General features: G+C 50.6%; 8 protein-coding genes. 6 read left to right on the top strand and 2 right to left on the bottom strand.

Annotated features, from left to right (window positions below; all coding sequences use genetic code 11):
• Window positions 1–34: 34 nt before the first annotated feature.
• The 3 genes from ACT6NU_RS08200 to ACT6NU_RS08190 all read left to right on the top strand — a co-directional run bounded on the left by ACT6NU_RS08200 (window position 35) and on the right by ACT6NU_RS08190 (window position 6,036).
• A complete protein-coding gene (locus ACT6NU_RS08200) occupies window positions 35–1,771 on the top strand; it encodes a glycoside hydrolase family 13 protein (RefSeq protein WP_445381190.1) in 1,737 nt (578 codons plus the stop codon).
• Window positions 1,772–1,813: 42 nt separating this feature from the next.
• A complete protein-coding gene (locus tag ACT6NU_RS08195) occupies window positions 1,814–4,933 on the top strand; it encodes a VPS10 domain-containing protein (protein WP_445381189.1) in 3,120 nt (1,039 codons plus the stop codon).
• A gap of 62 nt (window positions 4,934–4,995) precedes the next feature.
• Window positions 4,996–6,036 carry a zinc-dependent alcohol dehydrogenase family protein gene (locus ACT6NU_RS08190; RefSeq protein ID WP_445381188.1) on the top strand — a complete coding sequence of 347 codons (1,041 nt, stop codon included), beginning with the start codon at window positions 4,996–4,998 and terminating at the stop codon, window positions 6,034–6,036.
• Between the two features lie 57 nt (window positions 6,037–6,093).
• Here the strand turns inward: ACT6NU_RS08190 and ACT6NU_RS08185 are convergent, their stop codons facing one another.
• Complete coding sequence (locus ACT6NU_RS08185) at window positions 6,094–9,369, bottom strand: glycosyl hydrolase (RefSeq protein WP_445381187.1); 3,276 nt, start codon at window positions 9,367–9,369, stop codon at window positions 6,094–6,096.
• Window positions 9,370–9,420: 51 nt separating this feature from the next.
• On the bottom strand, window positions 9,421–9,954 hold the full coding sequence (locus tag ACT6NU_RS08180; protein WP_445381186.1) for a DinB family protein: 534 nt from the start codon (window positions 9,952–9,954) through the stop codon (window positions 9,421–9,423).
• Between the two features lie 202 nt (window positions 9,955–10,156).
• Between ACT6NU_RS08180 and ACT6NU_RS08175 the strand changes: the two genes are divergently transcribed.
• From ACT6NU_RS08175 to ACT6NU_RS08165, 3 genes are all read left to right on the top strand, one after another.
• Complete coding sequence (locus ACT6NU_RS08175) at window positions 10,157–10,612, top strand: GNAT family N-acetyltransferase (RefSeq protein ID WP_445381185.1); 456 nt, start codon at window positions 10,157–10,159, stop codon at window positions 10,610–10,612.
• A gap of 85 nt (window positions 10,613–10,697) precedes the next feature.
• On the top strand, window positions 10,698–11,171 hold the full coding sequence (locus tag ACT6NU_RS08170) for a (2Fe-2S)-binding protein (RefSeq protein WP_445381184.1): 474 nt from the start codon (window positions 10,698–10,700) through the stop codon (window positions 11,169–11,171).
• Window positions 11,172–11,185: 14 nt separating this feature from the next.
• Window positions 11,186–13,363: a molybdopterin cofactor-binding domain-containing protein gene (locus ACT6NU_RS08165; protein ID WP_445381183.1), complete on the top strand. Its 2,178-nt coding sequence runs from the start codon at window positions 11,186–11,188 to the stop codon at window positions 13,361–13,363.

Raw genomic sequence — 13,363 nt, 5'->3', positions numbered from 1 at the left:
ATTTAAGGTTCCGGCCCGCTTAAAACCAAACCATATGAAAAAATCACTTTATCTCTTACTGCTACTGCTGATTCCCCTGGCCTGTGTGGAAAATACGAACAAGACTGACGAAAAAACTGAAATTGCAAACCGCGCATGGTGGAAGGAAGGGGTTATTTACCAGATTTATCCCCGAAGTTTTAAGGACAGCGATGGGGACGGGGTTGGAGACCTGAGAGGGGTGATTGACAAACTGGATTACATTGAGAGCCTGGGGGTGAAAATGGTCTGGATGAATCCCTTTTTTGAGTCTCCCATGGTAGACAATGGCTACGATGTAAGTGATTACCGGGCTATTTTACCAGCCTTTGGCAGCATGGAGGATTTTGACGAATTGCTGGCAGGCCTGCACCAGCGCGGTATCAAATTTGTGCTGGATGTGGTGGTGAACCACAGCAGTGACCAGCACGAATGGTTTAAGCAGTCCAGGAGTTCCAGGGACAACCCCTACCGGGATTACTACCACTGGTGGCCGGCAGAAAAAGGGGACCCCCCTTACCGCTACAGCCTTTTTGATGCAGAAGGGAATGCCTGGAAATACGACTCCATTACGGATGCCTATTACCTGCATTATTTTGCGGCCGAACAACCGGATCTGAACTGGGAAAACCCAAAAGTCCGGGAAGAAGTATATGACATCATGAAGTTCTGGGCAGATAAAGGCGTTGATGGCTTTCGCCTGGATGCCTTCCAGTTTGTCAGCAAGGATACCACTTTCCCTGCCTGGCCCAAAGGCTATGAAAAGGATTTTATCAAATACGTGGGCATGGGCCCGCATCTGCACAGTTACCTGCAGGAAATGAACCGGGAGGTTTTCAGCAAGTACGATGTATTCTCTGTTTCCGAAGGGGCCGGCTCTACTTTTGAGGATGCCCATTTACTGGTAGATGCAGACCGGAACGAATTGGATATGGCCTATCATTTCGAGACGGTAGACCTGGTAAATTCCCTGGAGGGCTATAAGCTGAAGGAATTAAAAGAGGTCTTTTCCAGATGGGACAGTGCTTTTGCTGAAAAAGGCTGGATTTCCATTTTCCTCTCTAACCACGACGTTTCCCGTATTGTCAGTCGGTTTGGGAACGATACCCCCGAATACAGGAGCCCGTCTGCCAAACTGCTGACAACCTTTTTACTGAGTATGCGGGGTACCCCATACACCTATTACGGGGACGAATTGGGGATGACCAATATCGATTTTCAAAGCATTGAGCAGTACCAGGATATCGCCGCTATAAACGGCTACCAAAAAGCACTATCGGAAGGTGCCGATATGGAACTGCATATGCAGGCCCTCAATTTCCTCTCAAGAGACAACGGTCGTACCCCCATGCAGTGGGACAGTACAGAACATGCCGGGTTTAGCACGGCAACCCCCTGGTTGCCGGTAAATGAAAATTACACGGAAATCAATGTAGCCGCCCAGGACTCCGATCCGAACAGCGTGCTCAACCATTTCCGTGCGATGACTGCGCTAAGAAATAACAACCAGGTACTGATTTACGGGGATTACGAAATGCTGGCCCCCGAGCACGAACAAATTTATGCCTATACCCGAACCCTGGGGGAAGATCAAATGCTGGTCTTGCTGAATTTTTCGGAAAGCACGGCCCGGATGGTATTAGCCGACGGCTGGAGGAGTGCCAGGGAAGTAATAAACAACTACACAACACTCGAAAATGACGGTACCACAGTGTCCCTTAAGCCCTGGCAGGCCGTCATCATGCAACCCTAATCAGATAAGACAAGAACTAACATCCTCTTTAAACCTTTTAAAATGAAATCAACCCGAACACTGATAAGCCTGATTGCCCTGGGCAGTTTTCTGATGGTAGCCGCCCAAAAAAAAGATTCGAAGAATACTGCAAATTACACCCTCCCGGCAGGTTTTTATGAAGGCATGGAATGGCGCAATATCGGACCCAATCGGGGCGGACGTTCCCTGGGGTGCGCTGGCAGCCCCAGCCGACCCTATGAGTATTATTTTGGAGCTACAGGGGGCGGTTTGTGGAAAACCACGGATGGCGGGAATGAGTGGAAACCCGTTACCGACGGGAAAGTTAGCAGTTCTTCTGTAGGGGCAGTGGCCGTGGCCGAAACCAATCCGGATATTGTTTATATCGGGATGGGGGAAGTGCAACTCAGGGGAAGTATTACCCAAGGGGATGGGGTTTATAAATCAACAGATGCAGGGGAAAGCTGGGAGCATTTAGGACTAAAGGAGACTCAGGCCGTGGCCCGCATCCGGATCCATCCCGAAAATCCCAATATCGTTTACGTGGCAGCCCTCGGCCATCCTTATGGTGAAAACGAGGAACGCGGGGTATTTCGTTCAGAAGACGGGGGCCAAACATGGGAAAAAGTTTTATACGCAGGCCCCAAGGCAGGGGCCGTAGACCTTATTATCGATAGAAACAACCCTGAGGTATTGTACGCCAGTACCTGGCAGGTGTATCGCAAGGCCTGGAAGATGTGGGGTGGCGGGGGCCAGAGTAAACTCTGGAAATCCACCGACGGAGGAGACAACTGGACCGACCTGACCGGCAACGCTGGTATGCCCGAAGGCCCGATAGGAAAAATCGGGGTTACGGTTTCTCCGGTTGATTCCAATCGGGTCTGGGCCATTGTAGAGGCAAACGAAGGAGGGGTTTTCCGATCCGAAGATGGCGGTAAAACCTGGGAACGTACCAATGACGAGCGAAAACTCCGGCAACGTGCCTTTTACTATTCCCGGATTTACGCAGACCCAAAGGATAAAGAAACGGTGTATTGCCTGAATACCCGTTTATACAAATCTACCGACGGGGGTAAAACCTTTGACACTACCCTTCCGGTACCGCATGGCGATAACCACGACCTCTGGATTGACCCTGAAAATCCTGAGCGCATGATCAACTCCAATGACGGCGGGGGAAATGTGAGCATCAATGGCGGGAAGACATGGACCGAGCAGGATTACACCACTACGCAATTCTACCATGTTATGACTACTAGTGATGTGCCGTATCACGTCGCAGGCGCACAACAGGACAACAGTACCCTGGCCATGCCCAGTGATGGCTGGGACCACATGCAGGCCAGAGGGCCCAACCATGGCTGGTATTATGCCGTTGGCGGCGGGGAAAGTGGCTGGATTACCCAGCATCCGGACAAACCCGATGTTTTTTATGCAGGCAGCCAGGGTGCCCTGCTTACCCGCTATGACCGCAGTAACGGCCAGATCAGGGACATTCAGGTGTACCCACGTTTTTTCTCGGGTGAACCGGCAGAGGCCCTTCCGGAACGCTGGCAGTGGACCTTCCCAATCATGTTTGCCCCTCAGGATTCTCGGGTTATGTACACCTGCTCCCAACACGTGTGGAAAACCACAGACGACGGGCAATCCTGGGAAAAGATAAGTCCGGACCTCACCTATGCCGATCCGGAGACCCTTGGAAAAACCGGGGGAGTCATTACCATGGATATGAACGGTCCTGAAATTTACGCTACGGTTTTTGCCCTGGCACCCTCCTATCACGACATCAACACCATCTGGGCCGGTTCGGATGACGGGAAAGTGCATATTACCCGGGACGGCGGCAAAAACTGGCTGGATATTACCCCCAGTGGCCTTCCGAAATATTCCAGGGTCAGTATTATTGATGAGTCCAGGCACAGGCCGGGAACCCTCTACCTGGCGGCAAACCGCTATCAGGTAGACGACCGGCAACCCTACGTCTTTAAAACGCATGATTACGGAAAGACCTGGACTAAAATCATAAATGGGATCGCAGACGGACATTTTGCCCGGGCAGTCAGAGAAGACCCGGTGCGGCAGGGCCTGCTGTTCCTGGCAACCGAACACGGCGTTTATTTTTCAATGAATGACGGGGCCTGGTGGCAACCCCTGCAACTTAACCTGCCAGACACGCCTATTCGCGATCTGGTAATCAAGGATGATGACGTGGTCCTCGGGTCCCACGGACGGGGTTTCTGGATCCTGGATGACATCCATTCGCTGAGGCAATACCAGCCTGAAATGAAAGATGCCGGCGCCGTGCTTTTCAAGCCCTCAGATGCGATCCGCGGGATCAGCGATGCAGCCATACCCTATTACCTCAGCAAAGAAATTGATAGTATTACTTTTGAGATACTCAATGAGAATGGCCAGCTCATTGACACTTTTACAGGAAGCCAGCCCAAATACGAGGTAGATCCGGATCTCCCCTGGTGGCAACGGGGCGGCTCCAGCAAACCCACAACGGCCAAAGGCCTGAACACCTTTACCTGGGACCTTAGGTACCCGGGAGCCACAACCTTTGACGGGATGATCATCTGGAGCGCCCGTCCGCAAAGGGGACCCAAAGCCCCGCCCGGGGAATACAGAGTACGGATGAAAGCCGGATCCTATGAACAAACCTATCCGTTTTCCATCCAAATAGATCCCAACCTTAAAGGGGTTACAGAAGCGGACCTTAAGGAACAATTTGATCTCGCATCTGAAATTATGAAAAAGACCAGTTTAGCAAACCAGACGGTCATTGATATTCGCAAGGTTCGCGATTTTCTGGAATCCAATAAACCCGGAATTAATGAGCCAGGCTATACCAATATCATTGTTCCGCTTTTAGGTAAATTATCTGTCATCGAAGAAAACCTCTACCAGGTCAGGAACCAATCCGGGCAAGACCCTCTGAATTTCCCGATTAAATTGAATAACCGCCTGGCTTCCCTGAGGAGAAGCGTGGAAACAGGGGATGCCCGGCCCACCGATGGGGCTTATATCGTTTTTAAGGAGCTTTCGGCAGAATTAAAGGAGTATGTTGTTGCATTTGGGAAAGTCATGAATGAAAACCTGCCAGAGGTGAACCGTTTACTGGAGAGCTCTGGCATCACCCCAATAGGTGACGGAAAGTAGCCACAGGCCACGTATATAATTTGACAGGAACAGGGAAATGAGACAAATATGAATGAGCGCAGATGAAAGCATTGATTTATGATGCCTTCCAGGAAACCCCGGAAATCCGGCAGGTGCCTGATCCGGAACCCAATCCTGACGGAGTGGTGATCCGGGTTAAAGCCACCGGCCTCTGCCGGAGCGACTGGCACGGATGGATGGGACATGACCCGGATATTTCCCTGCCCCATGTTCCCGGGCATGAATTGGCAGGCACGGTGGAGGCTGTTGGACCGGAGGTGAGGGCCTTTAGAGCAGGCGACCGGGTTACCCTTCCTTTTGTCTGCGGCTGCGGTCATTGCAGGGAATGCGCCTCCGGAAATCAACAAGTTTGTGATAAGCAATCCCAGCCGGGCTTTACGCACTGGGGCTCCTTTGCAGAGTATGTGGCGGTTGACTATGCAGACACCAACCTTGTTAAGTTGCCTGATGATATTGAGTATGCCACCGCAGCCGTGTTGGGGTGCCGGTTTATCACGTCATTCCGGGCCATCGTGGCACAGGGAAAGGTTAGCGGGGGCCAATATGTAGCTGTTCATGGTTGTGGGGGAGTAGGGCTTTCCGCCATTATGATTGCCTATGCATTGGGAGCAGAGGTAATAGCAGTAGATATCCGGCCAGCAGCTTTGGAACTGGCACGCGAACTGGGAGCGCAGCATTGCCTGAATGCCAGGGAAACAACCGATATCGCGGGGGCCATAAGATACCTGTCCGACGGAGGGGTACAGGTTTCACTGGATGCCCTGGGAAGTCAGGAAACCTGTTTCAATTCCATCTCCGGCCTTCGAAAAAGGGGAAAGCACATTCAGGCCGGCCTGATGACAGGAAACCATAAAGCTCCAAAAGTGCCCATGGGCAGAATAATTGCAGATGAACTTCAAATTCTGGGTACTCACGGGATGCAGGCGCATAAATACCCCGAAATGCTTAAAATGATCCAGAACGGGATCTTAGAGCCACAAAAACTTATACAAAAGCGGATTTGCCTGGAAGAAGCCGCCAGGGCCCTCCCCTTAATGGATAGCTTTGACCATCCGGGCGTACAGATAATTGACTCCTTTTAACGGGTCAGGACTGCTTCCTTTTATTCCAACCCAGTTACCGTAAAAATTCCTTCAGGGCTAAAACCTGCGACCTGGAGTGTAGGGGGCTCCCGCTTTTTCCATATCTGACTCCAATTGCTGGAGGGCATCCAGAAAGGAGCGGATCTTCGGCTGAAAAACAGAAAAGGCCTCCCCTGCCCTGGCTATGCTTTGCTTTTGGGTTTCCGTAGGAGTGCGGGTAGTCTCCCAATGCCCGTAAATAACGCTTCCCACCATAGCTTGAAGGCTGGGCGGGCTATTTTCATTAAGGCGTTGTTGTGCCCGATTCCCCGAGAGATCTGTTTGGAGGTCTGCCCTGCGGTCTTCCAAAGACTTAAGCCGGTTAAAGAAATCCGGCCCTGCTTTGGCGGTTTGTGTCAGGGCTGCTTTCATATAGCGCATCCGTTCCCCGGCCTCCCTTAGTTGGCGGTTAGCAGAAGCAAGCTGGCGGGAAAGTTCACTGGTCTGTTGCTGGAAGGCAGCTACCTGGCTAAAATCAGCGCTTCCCAATAGGGCGGGAATAGGTTTCACTTCAAATTTCTGGGGCGGGCCCTGGGGTTCCAACGTACCGGAAAACATCACAAAGAGCTCTGCACTATAGTTTCCAGGAGCCGCAAGCGGGCCCTGTTCTTCTCCTGCCCAGGGGGGTACAAACCCGGGCTGTGTTAAATCAATTGGGTCGGGCGCAGCGTATCGCAAATCCCAGTTTATACGGTGCATTCCTTTGGAAGCCGGAGCTTTCAGCCAGCGAACCGGCTCATTCGCTTCATTTCGGATGAGTACCAGGGCCACTGCCGCTTCATCCTTGTTTTCCTCCAGTAAGTTTTCCCAACCGGGGAAGGGGATGTCTTTACCTTCTTTACGCAGGGTTTTTTCATTTTGCTGCCTTTTACTTTTTGCAGTTTGGGGTATGTCCTGAAGGAAGAAAGTAATAAAGGCTCCATAGGGCGGGTTATCTGCCACAAAACTGCTGGTTCCCAGGGTAGGCATCCCTTTTGCCTGCATGGGAGCGTTGGGGATATACCACCAGGCATCCCGTACCGGGAAAAGGGTATTTTCACCTGCCTGCGGCATGCGGGCAAGTGTGCGTAGTGGGCTGTAATCGTCCAGGATAAAGAAGCCCCTGCCGAAGGAAGCCCCAACCAGGTCGTTATCCCTGGGGTGCAGCTCAATATCCCTGAATGGAATGGTAGGCACTCCAGCGGTTAATTGAATCCAGTTCTTACCATTATTGAGGCTGAAATAGATTCCGTATTCCGTTCCAATAATTAACAAATCCGGATTCAGATGGTCTTGTTTTACAGACCAGACGATTGTCTTAGCCGGCAAATCGCCGGTAATGGATTTCCAGCTGCGACCCCGGTCTGAACTCATAAACAAATAAGGTTTGAAATCACCAAGCTTATGCGCATCTGCAGCGGCAAACACCACCCTGGAGTCATGAAGGGAAGCCTCCACATCGTTGATAAAAGACCTGGCGGGAACCTGAGGCAATGCTCCGCTTTTCCTCCAGTTCAGACCGCCATCTTCACTAATATAAATCAGGCCATCATCCGAACCGGTATAGAGTAAGCCTTCCTCCAGGATAGATTCTGAGATATTCGTTAGGGTTGCATATTTAGACATGGCACCATTGTCGTAAAGGGCATCCACACTCCAGACCCTGCCGATCATCTCTAGTTCATATCGGTTAGTATTGGTAGTCAGGTCACCACTTACGGGAGTCCATGAATTGCCCTGGTCATCGCTCCTCCAGAGGCGCTGGGAGCCATAATACAAACGCTTGGGGTTATGCGGGCTGATCAGTATCGGGCTATCCCAGTTCCAGCGCTCCGCAGGGTCATTGGGCCCGGGCTTTGGCTGGATATTGAGCACCTCTTCGTTGCTTTTATGGTAGCGATGCAATTGTCCTTCCTGTATCTCCATATAAATGATATCCGGATCTTCCGGGTCTACAGCTGTATCATAACCGTCTGCGCCCAGGGGAACATACCAGTCCTGATTACGGACTCCTTCCGTATTGGTGGTTGCAGAAGGGCCAATGAGGGTCCCGAGATCCTGTGCCCCGCCGACGATATTGTAAAATGGTTGGGAGTTATCCAGTGCAAGTTTGTAGAACTGGGATATTGGCAGATTTGGAAAATGCCGCCAGCTTGTGCCCTCGTCAAAGGACTCGTACAAGCCGGCATCGGTACCGGCCAGCAAATGCGACCCATCTGCCGGGTCAATCCAGAGGGCGTGGTTGTCACTGTGCTTTTCCCTTCCGGTGCCGAGGTAATCAATGGTTTTGCCCCCATCCCGCGTTACGTGCAAAAAAACATCCATCTGGTATACCAGATCCGGATTGGTGGGAGACGCTTCAATCTCCTGATAATAATGCGGTCCGGTCCCCCCGGAGATATAACTGTTTTGTTTTTCCCAGCTTTCCCCTTTATCCGAGGAGCTATAAAACCCTTTTTCAGCATCATCAGCCTCTATGGTCGCGTACACCCGGTTTGGATCGGCAGGGGTAACCGCCAGGCCTATTTTTCCCATATCCCCTTTAGGCAGACCCGTTTGCAAACGCTTCCAGCTTTGGCCCCGGTCAGAAGATTTATATATTCCGGAAGCAGGGCCCCCAGCCAGCAAAGACCAGGTATGCCTGCGCCGTTGATAAGCCGCCGCGTAAAGCACATCCGGGTTGGAAGGATCGAATTCTATATCGGTTACCCCGGTATGCCCATCGACCTCGAGTACCAGATCCCAGCTGTTGCCGCCATCTTCGGAGCGATAAAGCCCTCGTTCTCCCCCGGAAGCCCATAAGGGACCTTCGGCGGCTACATAAATCAGATTGCTGTTTCGCGGATCGATTGCAATTTTTCCAATATGTTCTGAACGACTCAAGCCCATGGATTGCCAGCTGTTTCCGCCGTCCAGGCTCCGGTAGACACCATCTCCCCAGCCTACGTGCCTTCCACTGACATTCTCCCCGGTTCCCACCCAAATTACCTGGCTGTTATTCGGATCTATGCTCACTGCTCCAATGGAATACGATGGCTGGTTTTCAAAAACCGCCTGCCAGCTAATCCCGCGATTGGTTGTTTTCCAAACCCCTCCGGAACCTGCAGCAATATACCAGGTATTGGGATTATCCGGACTAACCGCTATATCTGCTATTCGCCCCCCCATAACAGCAGGCCCAACAGCCCGCATTGAAAGCCCTTTAACGGCTTGCTCAATAATTGTTTTATTACTTTGTGCCAGCGATTCCACTGAAAGAAACAGGCATAAAAAAGTGAAAAGGAACAGGGGTTTAAGGGCTGGTTGGTTACTCATATTGAGGACTGTTAAAATCTGGTTTTTCGTAAATATAATCAAAGCTGCTGCTTACCAGGTATACTCCGGGGGTTCTATGTTGTTCATCCGAAGATACAGATTGGCCTTTGCCCGGTGATTTGCCATATGGTCCTGCACGTAAAAGAAAGCAAATGCACGACTTACGGTATTCCCGCTGTGATACATTACACAGGTTTCATCAAGCTGGTCCTGTTCAATTGCAAAAATGACTTCATTGGTATAGGCAAATCCTTTTTCCAGCAATTCCAGGATTTCGGCTTTACTAAGAGAAGCCGCATCCGGAGGGTTTGGAGTTACCTCCATCCCCTCAACATAGCGCTTGGTTAAAAGCTCGATGGTATAGGCAATATGAACCATCTGTTCCCCAAACGACTTGCTGACTTTTGTGGGTCGGTAGCTGTATAATTCTTCAGGCATTGCCCTGGCAACGGCAAGGCAATGATCGCGCGCTTCCTCCCAAACAGGCAAATACATTTGTGTAAACGGGGTTTTAGGAGTCCTTTGTTCCTGCCCAAATCCCAGGACGATTCCAAACAACAAAGCAGCCAGTAAAATATTTTTCATGATACGATTCTTTTGTGCCACATACAAGATACTCAATCCCTCCAAATCTGCGAGAAAAGGTACCTGCCTTCCGGAAATCAGTACTGGATTTTCTCTTCTTTCCAACTGTCCGATCCTGACAAAACCTTATTTTTAACCTGAGATTGGTTTCCTTACTGCAGTTTAAGAACCGTCTGTTTGTAACCTATATTTTACAGCTGCCTTGATTGAAAAACTAAATCATTCCGAACCGGGGATTGCCCAAAAAATACGCGCGGTTTTCCAGGAATCTTATGCCGTTGAGGCCTCGTTACTGAAAGCAAAGGACTTCCCCCCTTTACGTAGGCCACTGAAAGGTTTTACACATAGTAAAAATGATTTTTATGCCTATACCTCCGGCGGGCAAATCCTGGGTGTAATAGAGATTGACTTCAGGCAGGATACCACTCATATACAGAGCCTGGTGGTCCTTCCGGCTCATTTTCGCAAAGGAATCGGAAAATCCCTGGTAAATTTTGCTTTTAAAACATATCCTTCAGGGCGGTTTACAGTGGAAACAGGATTGCAGAATGATCCGGCAACAACCCTTTACCGGAAATTGGGATTCAGGGAGGTGGGGCAGTATATAGCTGAGGCAGGCATACGGAAAATTCAATTTGAGAAATCCATTACGGGTTAGGTTATTTCCTGATTTCAACAAATCCTTAAATTTCTTTTCTGCGCCAATTACTCTTTTTCAGTAACTTATACTAAATTTTATTTCCATGGCTACATTCAAGCTTCTTGTCAATAATGAATCCCATGAGGTTAGCGTGGCTGAAGGAACTTCGCTGCTCTGGGTACTTCGGGAACATTTAGGACTTACCGGGACCAAATATGGTTGTGGGATTGCACAGTGTGGATCCTGTACCATACACGTAGACGGAAACCCCGTGAAAGCCTGTATTCTGCCCGTAGACAACTTTGCCTCAGGGCAACAGATAACCACTATAGAGGGATTGTCGAATGGGGAATATACCCCTCTTCAGAAGGCCTGGATAAGTGAACAGGCCCCACAATGCGGCTATTGCCATTCCGGGCAGATCATGCAGGCGGCGGCCCTTCTTAAATCCAACCCGGATCCCAGCCGGGATGAGATTAAATCATACATGAATAGTATTCTGTGCAGGTGCGGCACCTATATGCGCATTATCAGGGCCATCGAAAAAGCGGCAGAAGAGAACAAATCCATCAGTTAGAACAAACCAATATTATGAAAGCCCAAGCCCAAAACATTCAAAGCCGACGTGACTTTTTAAAAGCTTCCGGTGGCGTAGCCCTTTTAATAGGAGTCTCTGGTATATTGCCGGGATTGATTTCCTGTGAGGATTCCGGTAAAGTACAGGAGGCTCTGGAAAAACATAAGGTAACCGCCTGGGTTCAGATAAGCCCCGAAGGAGATATCATAATTTATAACCCGGCTGCTGAAATGGGGCAGGGTTCCATGACTTCCCTTCCGCTGATACTGGCAGAGGAAATGGATGCCGACTGGTCCAGGGTACGCGTGGAGTTCTCTCCCCAGGAAGCTGATATCTACGGTTCCCCAGGGTGGGCCCCGGGCAGTAAGCTCATGTTTACCGTAGGGAGCCGCACCACCAACAGCTATTACCAGGTAATGCGAAAGGCTGGTGCCCAGGCCCGTTTTGTTTTGATGCATTCGGCTGCGCGGTTGTGGGATGTTCCAATTGAAGCGTTATCGAGTTCGAACAGTGAGATCATCCACTCCATAGAGAACAGGAAAATAAGTTACGGGGCACTGGTGCCCCATCTGAGCTGGCCGGATGAAATGCCGGATTTTAAACCTTCCGATTTAAAACCCCAAAGCGAATTTAAACTTATAGGCAAGCAGATTCCCAGAACGGAGATCCCCTCCAAAGTGGATGGGAGCGCACAATTCGCGATGGACATACGGCTTCCCGAAATGGTATATGGGGTAATGGAGAGAGGCCGCCTGCACGGGGCTGCACCCAAATTGATGAACAAGGAAGAAATCCTTGGACAGCAAGGCGTTCTGAAAGTAGTAACGCTCGATTATGCCATTGGCCTGGTGGCGGAGACCCTGGAACAGGCCCTTGCCGCCAAAAAATTACTGGAAATTCAGTGGGAAGACTCTGAAGCTGCTGGTTACAACAGCCAGGAAGCGTTCGGCAATTACGAAAAATTGGCAACTGAGGCAGGGCCCGGACAGGTAATTACCGAAATCGGGGATGTGCAGAAAGCCCTGCGAAGGGCCCCGAGAAAGTATTCTGCTGATTTTAAGAATGACTATGTCTATCACTGCCAGATGGAACCGCTTAACGCTGTGGTTCGCGTCTCGGAAGACCATACTGAGGCAGAAGTTTGGGTAGGCAGCCAGCAGGGGCCAGACACCAAACTGGGGGTACCGGCCCTGCTTGGGATCCCGCACGAGAAAGTAACCGTACACCTGCAGTATCTGGGAGGGGGGTTTGGTCGCCGAAGCATGAATGATTTTGTAGAGGAATGTGCCCTGCTCGCCCGGGAGATGGCCCCTGCCCCGGTAAAACTGATCTGGACACGGGAAGACGACCTTACTTACGGGGCTTTCAGGCCTTTATCCTTTCAACGCCTTACTGCAGGGGTAAATTCCGATGGGAACATTACAGCTTTTTCCCACTGTGTGGTAGGGGACGGAGGCAATCTGGTGGCCAGCGGGGTAAAAAACGACCATTACAATATCCCGAACCAATTCGCCGAGTGGCGGGAAGCAAAACACGGTATCCGTTTAAAACACTGGCGCTCGGTGGGTCATGGGCCAAACAAATTTGCTATTGAATGCCTGTTGGATGAGGTAGCGCTGGGAGAAGGGAAAGATCCGGCAGCCCTCAGGAGGGAATTGATGCGGGACTCTCCCAGAGCCCTTGCAACCCTCGAGAAGGTTTTGGAGTTATCAGACTGGGAAGCTGAACTTCCTGAAGACAGGGCAAAAGGACTTTCCTTTGTGGAGCATGGATCATTGGGAACCGGGGTTTGCGAAATTTCAGTTGACCGCCAGTCCGGACTAATCAGGGTGCATAACTTCTGGATTGCCCTCGATGCCGGGGTAGTGATACAACCCGACAATGTTACAGCCCAAATGGAAGGAGGGGTCATTATGGGAATGAGTAGTGTCCTCAAAGAACAAATCACCATTGAAGATGGCCGGGTGAGCCAATCCAATTTTAATGATTACCAGCTACTGAGAATACAGGAGGCCCCGGAAGCAATTGAAGTTGCAAAAATCCCGTCTGATGAAATACCTCAGGGAGTTGGGGAAACGGCAACCCCAATGGTTGCCGGTGCCATAGCAAATGCTTTCCTGAAATTGACCGGCAAACGCCTGCGGCACCTGCCTTTTAGTCCGGAGCGTGTATTGGAGATTCTAAATAGCTGA

The organism is Robiginitalea rubriflava (assembly GCF_052540725.1).
The sequence above is the reverse complement of the archived record's forward strand: the minus strand, read 5'-3'. Positions and strand labels throughout refer to the sequence as shown.

What these genes read in the sequence shown, in the direction of transcription:
- ACT6NU_RS08200 (WP_445381190.1), top strand. Translation starts at nt 35, where the DNA reads ATGAAAAAATCACTTTATCTCTTACTGCTACTGCTGATTCCCCTGGCC.
- ACT6NU_RS08180 (WP_445381186.1), bottom strand. Translation starts at nt 9,954, where the DNA reads ATGAAAAATATTTTACTGGCTGCTTTGTTGTTTGGAATCGTCCTGGGA.
- ACT6NU_RS08170 (WP_445381184.1), top strand. Translation starts at nt 10,698, where the DNA reads ATGGCTACATTCAAGCTTCTTGTCAATAATGAATCCCATGAGGTTAGC.
- ACT6NU_RS08195 (WP_445381189.1), top strand. Translation starts at nt 1,814, where the DNA reads ATGAAATCAACCCGAACACTGATAAGCCTGATTGCCCTGGGCAGTTTT.
- ACT6NU_RS08190 (WP_445381188.1), top strand. Translation starts at nt 4,996, where the DNA reads ATGAAAGCATTGATTTATGATGCCTTCCAGGAAACCCCGGAAATCCGG.
- ACT6NU_RS08185 (WP_445381187.1), bottom strand. Translation starts at nt 9,369, where the DNA reads ATGAGTAACCAACCAGCCCTTAAACCCCTGTTCCTTTTCACTTTTTTA.
- ACT6NU_RS08165 (WP_445381183.1), top strand. Translation starts at nt 11,186, where the DNA reads ATGAAAGCCCAAGCCCAAAACATTCAAAGCCGACGTGACTTTTTAAAA.